The organism is Stenotrophomonas sp. CASM114 (assembly GCF_049384325.1).
GTDB classification, from domain to species: domain Bacteria; phylum Pseudomonadota; class Gammaproteobacteria; order Xanthomonadales; family Xanthomonadaceae; genus Stenotrophomonas; species Stenotrophomonas muris.
In genome coordinates this window covers 270859-288587 of the sequence record NZ_JBMRGJ010000002.1, presented here as the reverse complement: position 1 = coordinate 288587, position 17729 = coordinate 270859, and the positions used below count along the sequence as shown (strand labels likewise).

Annotated in this window: 23 protein-coding genes; 20 read left to right on the top strand and 3 right to left on the bottom strand. The window is 68.0% G+C overall.

Annotated features, from left to right (window positions below; genetic code table 11):
* Positions 1-77 precede the first annotated feature (77 nt).
* The 7 genes from purM to VG566_RS03905 all read left to right on the top strand — a co-directional run bounded on the left by purM (position 78) and on the right by VG566_RS03905 (position 5007).
* The gene (purM, locus tag VG566_RS03935) at positions 78-1136 is read left to right on the top strand and encodes a phosphoribosylformylglycinamidine cyclo-ligase (protein WP_049405378.1); all 1059 of its coding nucleotides are present in this window, start codon (positions 78-80) and stop codon (positions 1134-1136) included.
* A gap of 21 nt (positions 1137-1157) precedes the next feature.
* Positions 1158-1646, top strand: coding sequence for a hypothetical protein (locus VG566_RS03930; protein WP_032957615.1), 489 nt, complete (start codon positions 1158-1160; stop codon positions 1644-1646).
* Positions 1643-2065: a hypothetical protein gene (locus VG566_RS03925; RefSeq protein ID WP_014646242.1), complete on the top strand. Its 423-nt coding sequence runs from the start codon at positions 1643-1645 to the stop codon at positions 2063-2065. The genes VG566_RS03930 and VG566_RS03925 overlap by 4 nt, the downstream gene beginning before the upstream one ends.
* Before the next feature lie 41 nt (positions 2066-2106).
* The gene (locus VG566_RS03920) at positions 2107-2769 is read left to right on the top strand and encodes a DUF2238 domain-containing protein (RefSeq protein WP_241884085.1); all 663 of its coding nucleotides are present in this window, start codon (positions 2107-2109) and stop codon (positions 2767-2769) included.
* Positions 2766-3425: a phosphoribosylglycinamide formyltransferase gene (gene purN, locus VG566_RS03915; RefSeq protein ID WP_014646240.1), complete on the top strand. Its 660-nt coding sequence runs from the start codon at positions 2766-2768 to the stop codon at positions 3423-3425. Before VG566_RS03920 ends, purN begins: the two co-directional genes overlap by 4 nt.
* A gap of 68 nt (positions 3426-3493) precedes the next feature.
* On the top strand, positions 3494-4321 hold the full coding sequence (locus VG566_RS03910) for a DUF3108 domain-containing protein (RefSeq protein ID WP_049405384.1): 828 nt from the start codon (positions 3494-3496) through the stop codon (positions 4319-4321).
* 2 nt (positions 4322-4323) lie between these two features.
* A complete protein-coding gene (locus VG566_RS03905) occupies positions 4324-5007 on the top strand; it encodes a DUF3108 domain-containing protein (RefSeq protein ID WP_014036249.1) in 684 nt (227 codons plus the stop codon).
* A 139-nt stretch (positions 5008-5146) separates the two neighbouring features.
* Here the strand turns inward: VG566_RS03905 and VG566_RS03900 are convergent, their stop codons facing one another.
* Genes VG566_RS03900 through VG566_RS03890 form a run of 3 tightly spaced genes read right to left on the bottom strand, consistent with a single transcriptional unit; the run spans position 5147 to position 6984 of the window.
* Complete coding sequence (locus VG566_RS03900) at positions 5147-5464, bottom strand: hypothetical protein (protein WP_032957609.1); 318 nt, start codon at positions 5462-5464, stop codon at positions 5147-5149.
* On the bottom strand, positions 5461-6732 hold the full coding sequence (gene murA / locus VG566_RS03895; protein WP_014646237.1) for a UDP-N-acetylglucosamine 1-carboxyvinyltransferase: 1272 nt from the start codon (positions 6730-6732) through the stop codon (positions 5461-5463). Before murA ends, VG566_RS03900 begins: the two co-directional genes overlap by 4 nt.
* Positions 6733-6753: 21 nt before the next feature.
* Positions 6754-6984, bottom strand: coding sequence for a BolA family protein (locus VG566_RS03890; RefSeq protein ID WP_005408396.1), 231 nt, complete (start codon positions 6982-6984; stop codon positions 6754-6756).
* A 54-nt stretch (positions 6985-7038) separates the two neighbouring features.
* On the opposite strand from VG566_RS03890, the gene VG566_RS03885 reads away from it, so the two are divergent.
* From VG566_RS03885 to ptsP, 13 genes are all read left to right on the top strand, one after another.
* Positions 7039-8040: a KpsF/GutQ family sugar-phosphate isomerase gene (locus tag VG566_RS03885; RefSeq protein ID WP_241884084.1), complete on the top strand. Its 1002-nt coding sequence runs from the start codon at positions 7039-7041 to the stop codon at positions 8038-8040.
* 67 nt (positions 8041-8107) lie between these two features.
* A complete protein-coding gene (locus VG566_RS03880) occupies positions 8108-8656 on the top strand; it encodes a KdsC family phosphatase (RefSeq protein WP_164109425.1) in 549 nt (182 codons plus the stop codon).
* Positions 8653-9228: an LPS export ABC transporter periplasmic protein LptC gene (lptC, locus tag VG566_RS03875; RefSeq protein ID WP_241884083.1), complete on the top strand. Its 576-nt coding sequence runs from the start codon at positions 8653-8655 to the stop codon at positions 9226-9228. Before VG566_RS03880 ends, lptC begins: the two co-directional genes overlap by 4 nt.
* A gap of 101 nt (positions 9229-9329) precedes the next feature.
* Positions 9330-9896 carry a lipopolysaccharide transport periplasmic protein LptA gene (lptA, locus tag VG566_RS03870; RefSeq protein ID WP_032959333.1) on the top strand — a complete coding sequence of 189 codons (567 nt, stop codon included), beginning with the start codon at positions 9330-9332 and terminating at the stop codon, positions 9894-9896.
* A complete protein-coding gene (gene lptB, locus VG566_RS03865; RefSeq protein ID WP_005415558.1) occupies positions 9896-10615 on the top strand; it encodes an LPS export ABC transporter ATP-binding protein in 720 nt (239 codons plus the stop codon). The genes lptA and lptB overlap by 1 nt, the downstream gene beginning before the upstream one ends.
* A 40-nt stretch (positions 10616-10655) precedes the next feature.
* Positions 10656-12077: an RNA polymerase factor sigma-54 gene (locus VG566_RS03860; protein WP_241884082.1), complete on the top strand. Its 1422-nt coding sequence runs from the start codon at positions 10656-10658 to the stop codon at positions 12075-12077.
* A 58-nt stretch (positions 12078-12135) separates the two neighbouring features.
* Complete coding sequence (gene hpf, locus VG566_RS03855) at positions 12136-12453, top strand: ribosome hibernation-promoting factor, HPF/YfiA family (protein ID WP_005415556.1); 318 nt, start codon at positions 12136-12138, stop codon at positions 12451-12453.
* A 21-nt stretch (positions 12454-12474) separates the two neighbouring features.
* Positions 12475-12927 (top strand): PTS sugar transporter subunit IIA, encoded by a 453-nt coding sequence (locus tag VG566_RS03850; RefSeq protein WP_032130191.1) that lies wholly within the window; start codon positions 12475-12477, stop codon positions 12925-12927.
* Positions 12924-13874: an HPr(Ser) kinase/phosphatase gene (gene hprK / locus VG566_RS03845; RefSeq protein WP_005408388.1), complete on the top strand. Its 951-nt coding sequence runs from the start codon at positions 12924-12926 to the stop codon at positions 13872-13874. The genes VG566_RS03850 and hprK overlap by 4 nt, the downstream gene beginning before the upstream one ends.
* Before the next feature lie 27 nt (positions 13875-13901).
* The gene (rapZ, locus tag VG566_RS03840; protein ID WP_014646231.1) at positions 13902-14786 is read left to right on the top strand and encodes an RNase adapter RapZ; all 885 of its coding nucleotides are present in this window, start codon (positions 13902-13904) and stop codon (positions 14784-14786) included.
* Between the two features lie 486 nt (positions 14787-15272).
* Positions 15273-15665: a PTS sugar transporter subunit IIA gene (locus VG566_RS03835; RefSeq protein ID WP_032958481.1), complete on the top strand. Its 393-nt coding sequence runs from the start codon at positions 15273-15275 to the stop codon at positions 15663-15665.
* A complete protein-coding gene (locus tag VG566_RS03830; protein WP_005408385.1) occupies positions 15658-15927 on the top strand; it encodes an HPr family phosphocarrier protein in 270 nt (89 codons plus the stop codon). The genes VG566_RS03835 and VG566_RS03830 overlap by 8 nt, the downstream gene beginning before the upstream one ends.
* Before the next feature lie 2 nt (positions 15928-15929).
* Positions 15930-17699 (top strand): phosphoenolpyruvate--protein phosphotransferase, encoded by a 1770-nt coding sequence (gene ptsP / locus VG566_RS03825; protein WP_032958484.1) that lies wholly within the window; start codon positions 15930-15932, stop codon positions 17697-17699.
* Positions 17700-17729: the final 30 nt, after the last annotated feature.

Below are 17729 nucleotides of genomic sequence, written 5' to 3'. Positions count from 1 at the left end.
TTGTTGCCCGAATACGGCCTTTGCGCCAATGCGGCCTGTTAAAATCGCTCATTCAACCCCTGCCAGCGCCGACGCCCGTGACCAACACCCCGTCTTCCGCCCCTTCCCCCCTCACCTACCGTGACGCGGGTGTCGACATCGACGCCGGCAACGCGCTGGTCGAGCGGATCAAGCCCCTGGTCAAGCGCAGCTTCCGCCCGGAAGTGATGGGCGGCCTGGGCGGCTTCGGCGCCCTGTTCGACCTGTCCAACAAGTACCGCGAGCCGGTGCTGGTGTCGGGTACCGATGGCGTGGGCACCAAGCTGAAGCTGGCCCACCAGCTGAACCGCCACGATACGATCGGCATCGACCTGGTCGCCATGTGCGTGAACGACGTGCTGGTGCAGGGTGCCGAGCCGCTGTTCTTCCTGGACTACTTCGCCACCGGCAAGCTGGACATCGACACCGCCGCAGCGGTCGTGGGCGGCATCGCCAACGGCTGCACCGAGGCCGGCTGCGCGCTGATCGGCGGCGAAACCGCTGAAATGCCCGACATGTATGCCCCGGGCGAGTACGACCTGGCCGGCTTCACGGTCGCCGCGGTCGAGAAGAGCGAGCTGAAGGACGGCGCCAGCGTGGCCGCCGGCGACGTGCTGATCGGCATCGCCTCGTCCGGCCCGCACTCCAACGGCTACTCGCTGGTGCGCCGCATCTACGACCGCGCCGGCCGCCCGGCCGACCTGGAGCTGGAGGGCGGCGTGAAGCTGGTCGACGCGCTGATGGCACCGACCCGCCTGTACGTGAAGCCGATCCTGGCACTGCTGAAGTCGCACGGCGAGGCCATCCACGGCATGGCCCACATCACCGGTGGCGGCCTGACCGAGAACATCATCCGCGTGGTGCCCGACGGCCTCGGCCTGGACATCCAGGCCTCGTCCTGGACCCTGCCGCCGGTGTTCCAGTGGCTGCAGAAGGAAGGCGCCGTGGCCGACAGCGAGATGTGGCGCACCTTCAACTGCGGCATCGGCTTCGTGCTGATCGTGGCAGCCGACCAGGTCGCCGCCGTGTCCGAGGCGGTCAAGGCGCAGGGCCTGGACCACTGGACCATCGGCCAGGTGGTCACTGCTGAAGGCGCCGAGCGCGTCCGCATCGGCTGAACCCGGCCCCGAGGAGCCCGCATGGACGCAATGCCCCCGCTGCCCCCTACCCCCGTGCCGCCGCCAACGACGGCGGTACCGGCGTTCAGCCCCCAGGACGCCGACCACCTGCGCATGCTGTCAATCGCGCACTACGTGGTCGGCGGCCTGATCGCGCTGTTCTCGCTGATCTTCATCGTCCACATCGTGCTCGGCGTCACCGCGCTCACCGGCAACCTGCCGATGAACTCCGGCGGCCAGCCCTCGTCGCCGGCCGAACAGCGCGTGTTCGGCTGGATGTTCGTCGTGATCGGCTGTGTCATCGTGTTCGGTGGCGTCACCCTGGGCGCGTTCGTGGCCTACGCCGGCCGTTGCCTGGCCCGCCGCCGCCGCTACCTGCTGTGCCTGATCGTGGCCGGGCTGGCCTGTCTGTTCACGCCGATCGGTACCGTGCTGGGAGTACTCAGCCTGATCACGCTGCTGCGTCCGCAGGTCAAGGCCGCGTTCGACACAGCGGGCACGGCGGCATGACGAGCCCGGGCGCACCGCCGCCGCTGCCGCAGCAGACCCTGGCGCACCTTCAGCTGGGCAGCCACCTGCAGACGCTGAAGGTGCTGTTCTACGCGCTGGCGGTTTTCCACTGGATGGCCGCGCTGGCCTTCCTCGGTTTCATCGGCCTGGTTGCCAGCTCGCGCGGGCTGGACGATGGCGCGGTACTGGCCACCGTGTACGGCGTCGTTTCAGCGCTGGCTGCCGCGCTGGGCTTCGTGCAGCTGCACACCGCGCGCCTGCTGTCGCGCCGCACCGGGCTGGCCTGGTGCCAGCGCGCGGCCTGGCTGGCGGTGCTGGCCGGCCCGCTGGGCATGGCCCTGACCGCCTATGCCTGGGTGTTCCTGTCCAAGCCTGACATGGCCGCCCTGTTCGACCGCGGCGACCATCTCCGCGTCTGAACTTGCCGGCAGACGCCCCGCCCTTTCCTGATCGACTTCCCATGTCCGCGCCTGCCCTCCTCACGACCGCTTCGCTCAGCGCCTTCCGTTTCTCGGGCCCCAAGAAGCTGGCCTTCGCTGCCGTGCTGGCGGTATTCGCGGTCAGCTGGATCCAGCCGCTGTGGCCCACCGAGCAGGCGCTGCACAGCACGCTGACCGTGATCGGCCTGGGCGCCCTGCTGTGGGTCGACCGCCGGGGTGGCTGGCTGGGCAACGGTGCCTTCATCGCGATCTGCGGCTTCATCGCGCTGCACTGTGTGGCCGCCCGCTGGCTGTACTCGAACGTTCCCTACGACGCGTGGACGCAGGCGCTGATCGGCTGGTCGCCGAATGCGGCGTTCGGCTGGCAGCGCAATCATTTCGACCGCCTCATCCACTTCCTGTTCGGCGTCTGTTTCACGCCGGCACTGCTGCAGCTGGCACGTCACGCCTGGCCGGCGCTGCGCCGCGGCCAGGCCTTCGCCCTGGTGGTGATGACGGTGATGTGCGCCAGCCTGGTCTACGAGTGGTTCGAATGGGCCATCGCGCTCGCCCTGTCGCCGGACGCCGCCGAGGCCTACAACGGGCAGCAGGGCGACATGTGGGACGCCCATGCCGACATGCTGATGGCCACCGTGGGCAGCCTGCTGACCTGGCCGCTGATCCGCCGGAGTACCCCGCAATGACCGCGCCCACCCGCATTGCCGTGCTTGCCTCCGGCCGCGGCAGCAACCTGCAGGCCATCCTCGATGCCATCGCTGCGGGACGCCTGCGCGCCGAGGTCGTCGGCGTATTTTCCGACCGCCCGGCCGCCGCCGCGCTGCAGCGGGTCAGCGCCAACCTGCGCTGGGCGCATGCGCCGAAGGAATTCCAGGACCGCGCCGCCTACGAGCAGGCACTGGGCGACGCACTGGCCGCGGTCGCACCGGACTGGATCGTCTGCGCCGGCTACATGCGCATACTCGGCGCCGCCTTCGTGCAGCGCTTCAATGGCCGCCTGGTCAACATCCACCCGTCACTGCTGCCGCTGCACAAGGGGCTGGACACGCATGCGCGGGCACTGGATGCAGGCGATGCCGAGCACGGTGCCAGCGTGCACCTGGTCGTACCCGAGCTGGACGCCGGCGCCGTGCTGGCCCAGGTGCGGGTACCGGTGCTGCCCGGCGATGACGCCGACACCCTGGCCGCGCGTGTGCTGGCGGTGGAGCATCCCCTGCTGATCGCCACGCTGCAGCTGCTGTGCGCCGGCCGCCTGACTGAACGGGAGGGCCAGCCGCAACTGGACGGTCACCCCCTGTTTAGCCCGCTGGCCCTAGATTCCGCCGGGAACCTGAACCGGTAACGCCCACGCACACGCCCCGCTGACTGCGGGGCTGGCATCCTGCCCACCTCCTGCGGCTCCTCTCTTCCATGAAGACCACGACCCTGCTGTCCACTTCACTGCTGCTGTCGCTTGTCGTGCTTCCCGGCGTGGGTTGGGGCCAGGCGCAGGCGCCTGCCGCCTCGCCGGCTCCGGCGCCGGTGCCAGCGGTGCAACCGCCGGCCGAAGCGGCGGCCCCGGCCCTGCCGGCCTTGGCGTGGGAACCGCCGCCGCTGCAGCCGTTCAGCGCCACCTACCAGGCCTTCTACAAAGGCAAGGAGGCCGGCGACGCCAGCATGCAGGTCACCCATACCGGCGGCAACCAGTGGCGGGTCGACATGCAGGTGGTCGGCCGCCGCGGCTTTGCCAGCGTGCTGGGCCTGAACATCGAGCAGAGCACGGTGTTCGAGGAGCGCGCCGGCGCCTATGCACCGCTGAGCCAGAGCACGGTGCGCAAGGGCCTGTTCCTGGGCAAGAAGGCGGTCGGCACGTACAACTGGCAGGCCGGTACCGCGCAGTGGACCGGCGACGTCGAGAAGAAGCGTGCGCAGCCGATTCCGCTGCAGCCGGGCGACCAGAGCGCCCTGCTGATCAACCTGGCGATCATGCGGGATGCCCGTCCGGGTGCCACCATGCACTACCGCTACGTGGACATGGGCAAGGTCCGCCAGCACGACTACCAGGCCGCGCCGCAGACCGAGAACGTCGAGGTCGGCGACCTGTCCTACAACGCGCTGCGGGTCTACCGGACCAACGGCGGCAACAACGAAACCATCCTCTGGATCGCCAACGGTGTCCCCACCCCGGTGCGCATCCTGCAACGCGAAGACGGCGAAGACCGCGTCGATCTGCGCCTGATCGAATACCAAGGAGTCTGAGCATGAGCACCCTGACCCGCCCCCTCACCTGGATCGCTGCAGCCGCGCTGTCGGTGGCCAGCCTGCCGGCCATGGCCCTGCAGCCGTTCAAGGCCGATTACCTGGCCAGCTACATGGGCATGCAGGCCAATGGCAGCATGACGCTGAGCAGCGAGGGTGCCAACAAGTGGCGCTACACGCTGCAGGTGAAGAACCAGCTGGCCGACCTGAGCCAGAGCACCGTGTTCGAAGAAGTGCGCGGCCAGCTGCGCCCGCTCAGCAGCCAGGACCGTTCGGCGCTGCTGGTGAAGAAGCGCAACGTGCAGGCCAACTACAACTGGACCAGCAACCAGGCCACCTGGACCGGCGACATCAAGCCGGACCGCGCTGGACCTATCGCACTGAAATCCGGTGACATGGACGCGCTGCTGATCAACCTGGCGATCGCCCGTGACCTCGCCGCCGGCAAGCCGCTGACCTATCGCATGGTCGACGAAGGCCGCATCAAGAACATGACCTACCGCGTGATCGGCAAGGAGTCGATCACCGTGGGCGGCAAGAGCTACGAAGCGACCAAGGTCTCGCGTGCCGACGGCAACAAGGAGCTGATCGCCTGGATCGTGCCGGAGTTCCCGGTGCCGGCGCGCATGCTGCAGCGGGAGAACGACCGCGATGCCCTGGACCTGACCATCAAGGCGATGAACTGAGTGCCGGGGTCGGATCCCATCCCCTCGGGGATGGGCTCTGACCCCGGTTGTGTGGCTGGGGTCGGAGCCCTTTCCGATGGAAAGGGATCCGACCCCGGGCCCCGCGAAAAGAAAACGCCCGCTTTCGCGGGCGTTTTTCTTACTTCTTTTCTTCGGCCGCCGCCGGCTTGAACTCGGTACGGCAGTCCACGCGGATCTGCTCGCCGGTGCTGCGCCAGACGAAGGTGCGGCAATGGCGGTTGCCGTCCTGGCTGTCATTCACCGCAACCGCATAGAACGACTCGATGATCTCGTCGCGCGAGACCGTGCCATCGCCATTCCAGTCCATGTCCTTCTGCTCGATGCCCTGGGTGATGGCGATGTTGGCGTACCAGGCGTAGCCCAGCCACGCCAGCACGATCAGCACCAGCGCCAGCAGCGCCTTGCGACGCGGGCTGAACTTGCCGCGCAGGATCATGGCACGCGCCGGATGGTGGCACCGAGCGAAGACAGCTTCTCTTCGATGTTCTCGTAGCCACGGTCAAGGTGGTAGATGCGGTCGATGGTGGTCTCGCCGCTGGCCATCAGGCCGGCCAGGATCAGCGAGGCCGAGGCACGCAGGTCGGTGGCCATCACCGGTGCGCCACTCAGGTGCTCGCTGCCCCGCACGATGGCGGTGTGGCCTTCGACCTGGATGTCCGCGCCCAGGCGCAGCAACTCGTTGACGTGCATGAAACGGTTTTCGAAGATCGTTTCGTTGATCACGCCGACGCCGTCGGCCACGCAGTTGAGCGCCATGAACTGCGCCTGCATGTCGGTCGGGAACGCCGGGTACGGCGCAGTGGTCAGGTTGACCGCCTTCGGCCGCTTGCCCTGCATGTCCAGGGTGATGGTGTCGTCGGTGGTCTCGATCTTCGCACCGGCTTCGACCAGCTTGGACAGCACCGCGTCCATGGTGTTCGGGCGCGCACGGTTGACCGTGACCTTGCCGCCGGTCATCGCCGCAGCCACCAGGAAGGTGCCGGTCTCGATGCGGTCGGGCAGCACTTCATGGCGGCCGCCGGACAGGCGCTCGACGCCTTCGATGACCAGGCGGGCAGTGCCCAGGCCTTCGATCTTCGCGCCCAGCGCGATCAGGCAATGCGCCAGATCGGTCACTTCCGGTTCCATCGCACAGTTGTCGAGGATGGTGGTGCCTTCGGCCAGTACCGCGCCCATCAGCACGTTCTCGGTGCCGGTAACGCTGACCATGTCGAAGGTGAAATGGCCGCCCTTCAGGCGCTTGGCCGTGGCCTTGATGAAGCCGTTCTCGACCACGATCTCGGCGCCCAGCGCCTGCAGGCCCTTGATGTGCTGGTCGACCGGACGCGAGCCGATCGCGCAGCCGCCGGGCAGCGACACTTCCGCCGCGCCGAAGCGGGCCAGCAGCGGGCCCAGCACCAGGATCGAGGCGCGCATGGTCTTGACCAGCTCGTACGGGGCGACATGCTGGTTGACCGGGCGCGGGTCGACCACGATCGCACTGCCGCGCGACAGCGTGCCCTGGTCGATGGTGACCTTGGCACCCAGTTCACCCAGCAGCTTCACCGTGGTGACCACATCGTGCAGGTGCGGCACGTTGGTGATCTCCACCGGCGCATCGGCCAGCAGGGTCGCGCAGAGAATGGGGAGGACGGCGTTCTTGGCGCCGGAGATGCTCACTTCACCGTGCAGCGCAGCGCCGCCGGTCACAACGATCTTGGCCATGTATTCGGGATCTTCTGCGGTTCAGCCGGCTTCGGCCGGGGTCACGGTTTTCAGCGCCAGCGCGTGGATCGCGCCGCCCATCAGGTCGCCCAGGGTGGCATAGACCATCCGGTGGCGGGCCAGCGGCATCTTGCCGGCAAAGGCCTCGCAGACCACGGTCGCTTCGAAATGCACGCCATCGTCGCCCTGCACGTCGGCGCGGGCGCCGGGCAGGCCGGTTTCGATCAGGTTGCGGATGGTGTCGGCGTCCAACGGGCTTTCCTAATAAAATGTGCCTCCATTCTACTTCCGCTGCGTGGCGTCCGCATGGCCGAATCCCTGTTGCCCCCCCGTTCCGTCGACCCTGCCGGCCTGGTCGCCAGCGGCCGCCGCGTCTTCGAGATCGAGCGGCAGGCGCTGGATGCCGTGGCCGACCGCCTCGGCGAGGCCTTCCAGCAGGCTTGCCAGGCGATCCTGGCCAGCCGCGGCCGGGTGGTCGCCACCGGCATGGGCAAGTCCGGGCACATCGCCCGCAAGATCGCCGCTACGCTGGCCTCCACCGGCACTCCCGCGTTCTACGTGCATCCGGGCGAAGCCGGCCATGGTGACCTGGGCATGATCACCGAGGCCGACGTGGTGCTGGCCCTGTCCTATTCGGGCGAATCGGACGAAGTGCTGATGCTGCTGCCGGTGCTCAAGCGCCAGGGCAACGTGCTGATTTCCATGACCGGCCGCCCGCAGTCCAGCCTGGCCACCGCCGCCGATATCCACCTGGACGTCAGCGTGCCGGCCGAGGCCTGCCCGCTGGCGCTGGCGCCGACCTCCAGCACCACCGCCTCGCTGGCGATGGGCGATGCGCTGGCCGTGGCCCTGCTCGACGCACGCGGCTTCACCGCCGACGATTTCGCCCGCTCGCACCCGGCCGGCAGCCTCGGCCGCCGCCTGCTGCTGCATATCACCGACGTCATGCACACCGGGAAGGACCTGCCCAGCGTGGGGGCCGACGCCAGCCTCAGCGAGGCGCTGGTCGAAATGAGCCGCAAGCGGCTGGGCATGACCGCCGTGGTCGATGCCGACGGTGTGCTGATCGGCCTGTTCACCGACGGTGACCTGCGCCGGGCGCTGGACAGCGCGCTGGACGTGCGCACCGCGAAGATCGCCGATGTGATGACCCGAAACCCACGTACCATCGGCGCCGACCAGCTGGCGGTGGAGGCTGCCCGGCTGATGGAGACCCACAAGATCACGGGCCTGATCGTGGTTGACGACCAGGGCCGGGCGGTCGGTGCCCTGAACATTCATGACCTGTTGCGGGCCCGGGTGGTTTAACCGACAGTCCGTAGACCCCATTCAGTCTGTACCGTCCCAACCCGAATCCACCGAGCCTGCCACCCTGATGCCCTGGTCCCCCCTGCCCGCCTTCCCCGCCCACCTGCATGCCGCCGCGGCCCGCGTCCGCCTGGCCTGCTTCGACGTGGACGGCACCCTCACCGACGGTCGGCTGTACTACGACAAGGACGGCAACGAGAGCAAGGCGTACTTCGTGCAGGATGGCCTGGGCCTGAAACTGCTGCAGCAGCACGGCATCCACCCCGTGCTGATCACCGCGCGCAACAGCCAGTCCGCGCTCAGGCGCGGCGCCGACCTCGGCATCGATACCCAGATCGCCGTGGGCGACAAGCTGGCCAGCGTGCAGGCGCTGTGTGCGCAGCACGGCGTCGGCCTGGAGCAGGTGGCCTTCATGGGCGACGACCTGCCTGACCTGGCACCGCTGGGCGCGGTCGGCCTGGCGGTGGCGCCGGCCAACGCCCACCCGTGGATCGCCGAGCGCGTGCATTGGCAGACCCGCGCCGATGGCGGACGTGGTGCAGCCCGTGAGCTGTGTGACATCCTGCTGGCCGCGCAGGGCCATGTGGACGCGGTCCTGGCGAGGTTCGGCGCATGAACCTGCCGAGCCTGAACTGGCGCACCCTGCTCGGCATCGGCCTGCTGCTGGCGGCCCTGCTCAGCAGCTGGGCGGCCCTGCGCAACCGCGACAAGGGTCCGGCCACTGCCGGCCAGGATGTCGGCGTGGACTACGTCCTGCACGACTTCCAGGTCGTCGCCCTGGATGAGCACGGCAAGGAATCGACCACCCTGCGCGCACCGTTGCTGGAGCGCCAGCGTGGCGACCAGACCATCAACATCGCCACGCCGCTGTTCGAGATGCCGGACAAGGATGGCAAGCACTGGACCCTGCGTGCCGAGACTGGCTGGTTCAGCGCCAAGGGCGACCAGATGAAGCTGCGCGGCAATGTCGCCGGCGACAGCCCGGCCGATCCGGGCGTGGTGCCGACCACCTTCCGCACCGACCACCTGGACGTGTTCCCGAAGGAGAACCGTGCCCGCACCGATGCGCTGGTCACCATGACCCGCCCCGGCATGGAACAGTCCGGCGTTGGCTTCGAGGTGGATTCGAAGAACAACACGTATCATTTCCTCAGCCAGTCCAAGGGCCGTTACACGCCCCGACGCTGATTCCGCCGCCCTCCTGCGACGTCCCCGGACAGGCGCAAGGCAGGCAGCCCACCCATCCGCCCCCGGTTTCCCGGGCGGCCCCACCGGTAGAACGGACCCCGATGAAGATTCCCTTTGCAGCCGTACTCGCGCTCGGTCTCCTTGTTCCCAGCGCTGCCTTTGCCAAGTCCACCGACCGCAACGAGAACATGAACATCGACTCCGGCGCGCAGTCGGGCGTGCTCACCGGCGATGGCAAGACCGTACTCTCGCAGGGCGTGACCGTCACCCAGGGCTCGCTGGACATCCGCTCGTCCGAAGCCGAGATCTACCTGAAGGACGGCGAGGCCGTGCGTGCGGTGTTCACCGGCAAACAGGCCACGATGAAGCAGCAGCTCGACGATGGCACCTGGATGGACGCGGTGGCTGATCGCATCGACTACGACATCAAGACCGAGATCATCACCCTGACCGGCAACTACAAGGTCACCAGCGCGCGCGGCACCAATGCCGGCCAGCGCATGGTCTACAACACCCGTAGCGGCGAAATGAATTCCGGTGGCGATGGCAGCCGCGTGCGCACCGTCATTCCGCCGAAGAACAAGAACGCGGCGGCACAGCCGGCGGCCACGCCCAAGGCGGCGGCGCCGGCCAGCACGTCGGCCAAGCCGGCCGGGAGCAAGAAGTAATGCTCGTCGCCAAGGGCCTGCGCAAGCGCTACAAGCAGCGCGAAGTCGTGAAGGACTTCGGGCTGACCCTCGACGCCGGTGAAGTGGTGGGCCTGCTCGGCCCCAACGGTGCCGGCAAGACCACCTGCTTCTACATGATCGTCGGCCTGGTCGCCGCCGATGCCGGCAGCATCGTGCTCGACGGCAAGGACATCACCAGCGATCCGATGTACACCCGTGCCAAGCAGGGCGTGGGCTACCTGCCGCAGGAGCCGTCGGTGTTCCGCAAGCTGACGGTGGCCGACAACCTCCGCCTGGTACTGGAGCTTCGCGAAGACCTGGATTCGGCCGGCCGCGAACGCGAATTGAACAGCCTGCTCGACGAGCTGCAGCTGGGCCATGTGGCCGACCAGCTCGGCGCCAGCCTGTCCGGTGGCGAACGTCGTCGCTGCGAGATCGCCCGCGCACTTGCCGCGCAGCCGCGCCTGATCCTGCTCGACGAACCGTTTGCCGGTGTCGACCCGATCTCGGTGGGTGAAATCCAGCGCATCGTCACCCATCTCAAGCAGCGTGGCATCGGCGTGCTGATCACCGACCACAACGTGCGCGAGACCTTGGGAATCTGCGACCGCGCGTATATCCTCGCCGAGGGCACCGTGCTGGCCCAGGGCTCGCCGGAGGCGATCCTGGACAACGCCGACGTACGTCGCGTCTACCTTGGGGATTCCTTCAAGCTGTGACCGCAGGCGCCGGGTCCCTTTCCTTCCGTTCGGCACAGGCATGAAGACTCGGCTGCAGACATCGTTGGGACAACAGCTGGTGCTCACGCCCCAGCTGCAGCAGGCGATCAAGCTGCTGCAGATGTCCACGACCGAGCTGGAGCTTGAAATCGCCCAGGCCGTGGAGAGCAATCCGCTGCTGGACTGGGCCGACAGCAACGACAGCAGTGCCGCCAATGAGGCCAGCGACAGCACCGATGCCGACGCGCCCGCCGAACGCACCGACAACGGCGACGACTGGGCGCCGGCCGAACTCGACTGGAGTGCCGCCGGCAGTGGTGGCAGCTTCGACGATGACGATGACACCGGCAGTGCCGCCGAGCGCGTGGCGGAAACCGAAACGCTGGCCGACCACCTGCTGTGGCAGCTGCACCTGTCGCATCTTTCCACGCATGACCGCAGCATCGGCGCTGCACTGATCGATGCGCTGGACGACGATGGTTACCTGCGCGAACCGCTGGCCACCATCGCCGAAACCCTGCTGCCGGCGGTCCATGCCGGTGAGGATGAAATCCTCGCGGTGCTGCGTCGCATCCAGCGTTTCGACCCGGTCGGCGTTGCCGCGCGCACGCTCGGCGAGTGCCTGCAGCTGCAGCTGGACGTGTTGCCTGCCGACACGCCGGGGCTGGCGCTGGCGCGACAGATTGCCGCAGGCCCGCTGGAACGGCTGCCGCGCAGTGGCGTCTCCGGGCTGGCGCATGAACTGAAACAGCCGCTGGACGAGGTCGAGACGGCGGTCGCGCTGCTGCGCTCGCTGGACCCGCGTCCGGGCACGCAGATCGCGCCGCTGTCGCAGGACACCTACGTGGTGCCCGACGTGGTGGTGTGGCGGCAGAACGGCATCTGGCGCGCAGCGCTGGCGGCCCATGCCGGGCCGAAGGTGGTGATCCACCGTGGCTACGAACAGCTGATCCGCCGCTGTGGCGAGGCCGACGCCGGCTACCTGCGCGGCCAGCTGCAGGAGGCGCGCTGGCTGCTGAAGGGCCTGCAGCAGCGCGGCGAAACCCTGCTGCGGGTGGTGCGCAGCCTGATCCTGCAACAGGCCGGCTTCCTCGAATTCGGCGAGCAGGCGCTGCGCCCGCTGACCCTGCGCGAGATCGCCGCCGAGCTGGGCCTGCACGAATCCACGGTGTCGCGCGCGATCGCCCGCAAGCACGTGCGCACGCCACGCGGCACCCTGCCGCTGCGCGCCTTCTTCGCCTCGGGCATCGATACCGAAGGCGGTGGCGAGGCGTCCAGCACGGCCATCCAGGCGATGATCCGCCGCCTGATCGACGACGAGAACCCGCGCAAGCCGCTTTCTGACGCCAAGCTGGCTGACCTGCTCAAATCGTCGGGAATTCCAGTAGCGCGACGCACCGTGGCGAAGTATCGTGAAGCCATGAACATTTCCGCCTCGCACGAAAGGGTCAGAATCGCTTGACGCGCCGCCGCGCCCGGCGGAGAGGTTCATTGGCACATCCGAACACAGGAGAAACCCGATGCGCATCGAAACGTTTGGCAAAGACGTCGAAGTCACCCCGGCCCTGCAGTCCTATGTAGAGGAGAAGCTGGCCCGGATCGGAAAACACTTCGACCAGCACTGCGAAGCGCGGGTGACCCTCAAGCTGCAGAAGACCGAACACCACGTCGACGCCAGCCTCAACATTCCGGGGCAGACCCTGCACGCCGAGGCCGGCGGCCAGACCATGTATGCCGCGATCGACCTGCTCGCGGACAAGCTTGACCGCCTGGTCATCAAGCACAAGGAGAAAAAACAGCAGCACGCACCGCTGCCGGTGGGCGACAATGGTGGCTGATCGCCACCGTTCCCCGCAGACATGCCCCTGACTGACCTCCTGGCGGCCGTGCAGACCCAGCTCTGCACGGCCACCGACCGTGACAGCGTCCTGCAGGCCGCCGCCGGGTTGCTGGCCTGCCGCCAGGCCAACGCCGAACAGATCTATCTGAACCTGTGCCAGCGCGAAGCCCTGGGCAGCACCGCGATCGGCCACGGCATCGCCATCCCCCACGGCCGCGCGCCGACCCTGGACCGCCCCCGTGGCGCCCTGCTGCGACTGGCGACCCCGGTCGATTTCGGCGGCGACGAACCGGTGGACCTGGTGTTCGCGATGGCCGTCCCCGCCCACTACACCCACCAGCACCTGATGCTGCTGTCCGAGCTGGCCGAGCTGTTTTCCGCACCGGACATCCGCCAGGCCCTGCGCGAAGCCGGCGATGCCCGGGCGCTGCGCGAGGCGCTGGACATGACCCCACCTGCGAGTGCCGCATGAATACCAGCATCACCGCCCGTGAACTGTTCGAACAGCAGCGCGAGCGGCTGGGGCTGCGCTGGGCCGCTGGCAAATCCGGTGAGAAACGCGAGCTGGAGGCCGGCAACACGGTCTCGCGGCGTCCGTCGCTGGCCGGCTACCTCAATGCGATCTATCCCAACAAGGTGCAGATCCTGGGCACCGAGGAACTGTCCTGGCTGGACGCGCTGGAACCCCGCCAGCGTTGGGAAACCATCGAGAAGATCATGCAGTCGCATCCGCTGGCGCTGGTGCTGACCCGCAACCAGGCGTGCCCGGAAGACCTGCGCGCGGCCGCCGATGAATCCGGTACACCGCTGTGGCTGTCGCCCAAGCGCGGCCACGAACTGCTCAACCACCTGTCCTACCACCTGGCGCGCACGCTGGCGCCGCGGGTGATCCTGCATGGCGTGTTCATGGAGATCTATTCCATCGGCGTGCTGATCACCGGTGAGGCCGGGTCGGGCAAGAGCGAGCTGGCGCTGGAGCTGCTAAGCCGCGGCCATCGGCTGGTAGCCGACGATGCGCCCGAATTCACCCAGATCGCCCCGGACGTGCTCGACGGCACCTGCCCCGAACTGCTGCAGGACCTGCTGGAAGTGCGCGGCCTGGGCGTGCTGAATGTGCGCGAGATGTTCGGCGACACGGCTGTAAAGAAGAACAAGTACCTTCGGCTGATCGTCCACCTGACCAAGCCGATGACCGAACCCACCCCGCATGGCTACGAGCGCCTGACCGGCGACTCGGGCACCCGCCATGTGCTGGACCTCGACGTTCCGCTGATCACCCTGCCGGTGATGCCCGGCCGCAACCTGGCCGTGCTGACCGAAGCCGCCACCCGCCTGCACATCCTGCGCACCAAGGGCATTGATCCGGCAGCGATGTTCATCGCCCGCCACAGCAATCTGCTGGAACGGCGAACACCCTGATTCCCCTGCCCTTCGAAGAGCCTGTCCATGAGCACCGCCACCCCCTCCGCCCCGACCCTGATCATCGTCAGCGGCCTGTCCGGCTCGGGTAAATCCGTCGCCCTGAAGACCTTCGAGGATCAGGACTACTACTGCTCGGACAACCTGCCGATCCACCTGCTGCCGGACTTCGTGCGCAGCCTGCTGGCCAACCACGACGGCAGCGCGCCGCGCCGGCTGGCGGTGGGCATCGACGTGCGCGGCCAGGCCGACCTGAGCCAGCTGGGCGACTGGCGGCAGCTGGCCACCGACGCCGGCGTGGAAGTGAAGGTGCTGTTCTTCGAGGCCAGCGACGAAACGGTGCTCAAGCGCTATGCCGACACCCGCCGCCGCCATCCGCTGAGCCAGCTGGGCCTGTCATTGCCCGAGGCGATCGCCCGCGAGCGCGAGCTGACCGCGCCATTGCGCCGCGAGGCCGATGCGGTGATCGATACCAGCAACCTCAACGTGCACCAACTGCGGCGGCGGATCATCACCGAGTTCGCGATGGACCATGCCACCGGCCTGTCGCTGCTGTTCGAATCATTCGCCTACAAGCGCGGTGTACCCGCCGAGGCGGACTTCGTGTTCGATGCGCGGGTGCTGCCCAATCCACACTGGGACCCGGACCTGCGTGCGCTCAGCGGCCGCGAACCGGGTGTGCGCGACTACCTGGAAGCGCAACCGGACGTGCAGCGCTACCTGGCCCAGCTGATGGATTTCCTCGATACCTGGCTGCCGAAACTGGGTGATGGCACCCGCAGCTACGTGACCGTGGCGTTCGGCTGCACCGGCGGCAAGCACCGCTCGGTGTTCCTGGCCGAGCGCATGGCCCGGCATGCCCGCGAGATGGGCTGGCAGGACGTGGCGACGTACCACCGCGAACAGGATTGAGGGGGGCCGGCCGGGCTGCGCCCGGCACCCGTCGGTAGTGCCGGCCGCTGGCCGGCAACAGCAACAGCAACAGCAAAAGCGGCATTCCGTGGGATGGCGGGGCGGTGTGGGTAGGCAGGACACGCCGTGACCCCCCCTCCGGGGTCCGGCCCAGCCGCTGGCGGCTGGGCGTTCGGGCGCTTGCGAAGCAGTGCTTCGCAAGCAAAGCGCCCTCACCCATGGGGGCTCGATGGCGCCAACGGTCCTGCCTACCCACACCGCCCCGCCTCTGACAGATTCCGTGCGCTGTTGGTAGGTGTCGACCTTGGTCGACACGATGGATCCACACCATGCGTGGATGAATCGCTGCCAGGCATCGAAAAACGCATGGGGTCGGATCCCTTTTCCAGGGGAAAAGGGCTCTGACCCCGATAACGCTGAATACGGGACACAGTGCCCCTCATCTGCTGCTATCGCCGATTCACCTTGACCTGTTAACGTGCAGTAATGACCTGTGGCATTCTCCTCGTAACACATCCCGGGGTCGGGACCGCCCTGCTTGACGTGGCGACCCGGCTCCTGCGGCAATTGCCGCTGAAAACCGAAGCTTTCGAAGTACCGTTCGACGCAGACATGGACGCCCTGCTCCCGCTCGCCTCGGCCGCCTTGCGGCGGGTCGACAGTGGTGAGGGCGTGCTGATCCTGACCGACCTGTACGGCGCCAGCCCCGCCAACCTTGCAGGGCAGCTGGCCCGGCTGGGGACCCCGGTTCGCCGGGTGTCGGCACTGAGCCTGCCGATGTTGCTGCGGGTGATGAATTATCCGGAACAGGGACTGGATCAACTGCCCGCCACAGCCGCGGCGGGTACCCGTAATGGAGCGATAGTCGACGATGCTTGAACGAGAACTCACCGTCAGCAACCGCCTGGGCCTGCATGCCCGGGCCACCGCCAAGCTGGTGCAGACCCTGGCGCCGTTCCGCTGCAACGTGACCATGGCCGCCAAGGGCCGTGAGATCAACGCCAAGAGCATCATGGGCGTGATGCTGCTGGCCGCCGGCCAGGGCACTCCGGTCACCGTGCGCATCAACGGCGAAGATGAAGCCGCCGCGATGGAGGCGGTGGTGGGCCTGTTCGAACGCCGCTTCGACGAGGACAGCTGAGCGTGCCACGCGCACGCGCCGGCCAGCTCCCTTCCGGCCAACGGCCGGTACAGCTGTTGGCCGGCCATGGCGCGGCGCGCGGAACGGCGATGGGCCGGGCGCGCGTGCGGCTGCCGCATGCACTGGAAGTGGCCGAGCAACGCGTGGCCGCCCACCAGGTCGAGGCCGAACTGGCCCGCCTGCACCGTGCGCTGGATGCCGCGCGTACGGAAATGCACGAACTGCGTCAGCGCCTGCATGGCGCACTGAACCAGGAAGTGGGCGAGTTCCTCGACCTGCACGCGTTGCTGCTGGACGACCCCGAGCTGCTGTATGGCCTGGACGAACTGATCCGCAGCGGCCCGTACAGTGCCGGCTACGCGCTGCGCCTGCAGCGTGACCGCCTGGCCAAGGTCTTCGATGGCATGGACGATGCCTACCTGAAGAGCCGCATGGACGATCTCGACCATGTGATCGGCCGCATCCACGCCTTCCTGCAACCCGAACGCCCGCCGGTGATGAAGGGCCTGGCCGGCGAGATCCTGGTCTGCGACAACATCGCCCCATCCGAACTGGCGCAGCTGCAGGCGCAGGGCGTGGTCGGCATCGTCACCGCCGCCGGCAGCGCGCTGTCGCACAGCGCGATCCTGGCGCGCAGCCTGCACCTGCCCCTGATCGTCAATGTGCCGCAACTGCTCAGCCGCGTCGCCGACGGCGACGTGCTGATCATCGACGGTGCCGACGGCAGCATCACCGTCAACCCGCTGGCCGACAACCTGCGTGACTACCGCGCACGCCTGAAGGAACACGCGCGCGAGCAGCGCGAGCTTGGCCGCCTGCGCAGCAAGCCCAGCCGTACCCGCGACCAGGTCGACATTGCCCTGCTGGCCAATGCCGAATCGCTGGAGGACGTCACCCAGGCGCATGCGCTGGGCGCGCAGGGGCTGGGCCTGTACCGCACCGAATTCCTGTTCCTGCAGCGCAACGAGCTGCCGGACGAAGAAGAACAGTTCCAGACCTACCGTGATGCCGCACTGGGCATGAGCGGCCGGCCGGTGACCATCCGCACGCTCGACCTGGGTGCGGACAAGGCCGATCGTACCGGCCTGACCCTGAGCAACGAAGAGAACCCGGCACTGGGCCTGCGCGGCGTGCGCCTGTCGCTGGCACGGCCCAAGGTGGCCGACACCCAGCTGCGCGCGATCCTGCGCGCCTCGGCCTACGGCAAGCTGCGCGTGCTGGTGCCGATGGTCAGCACCCGCGAGGAACTGCTGGCGGTGCGCCGGCGCATGCTCAAGCTGAGCGAACAGCTGCGCAGCGAAGGCCATATGGTGTCCGAGCACGTGCCGCTGGGCGCGATGATCGAAGTCCCGGCGGCGGCATTGGCGCTGGAGAGTTTCATCGATCTGGTCGATTTCCTGTCGATCGGCACCAACGACCTGGTGCAGTACCTGCTGGCCGCCGACCGCAACAACGAGGCGCTGGGCGAGTTGTATTCACCGTTGCACCCGGCGGTGCTGCGGCTGTTGCAGATGGTGATCGAGACCGGCGCACGCCACCGCATTCCGGTGGCGGTCTGTGGCGAGATGGCCGGTGATGCGCGGATGACCCCGTTGCTGCTGGCGCTGGGCCTGAGCGAGTTCAGCCTGCATCCCGGTACGTTGCTGGAGGTGCGCCGCGCCATCCGCGAAGCCGATCTGGGTGCGCTGCGCGCCCGTGCCCCGAAGCTGCTGGCCGCGCGCGACCGCCGCGCCATCGAACGCTGGCTGGCGCTGGTGGCCGATACGCCCTGACACCACCCGCTCGCCGGGCATGCACGCCTG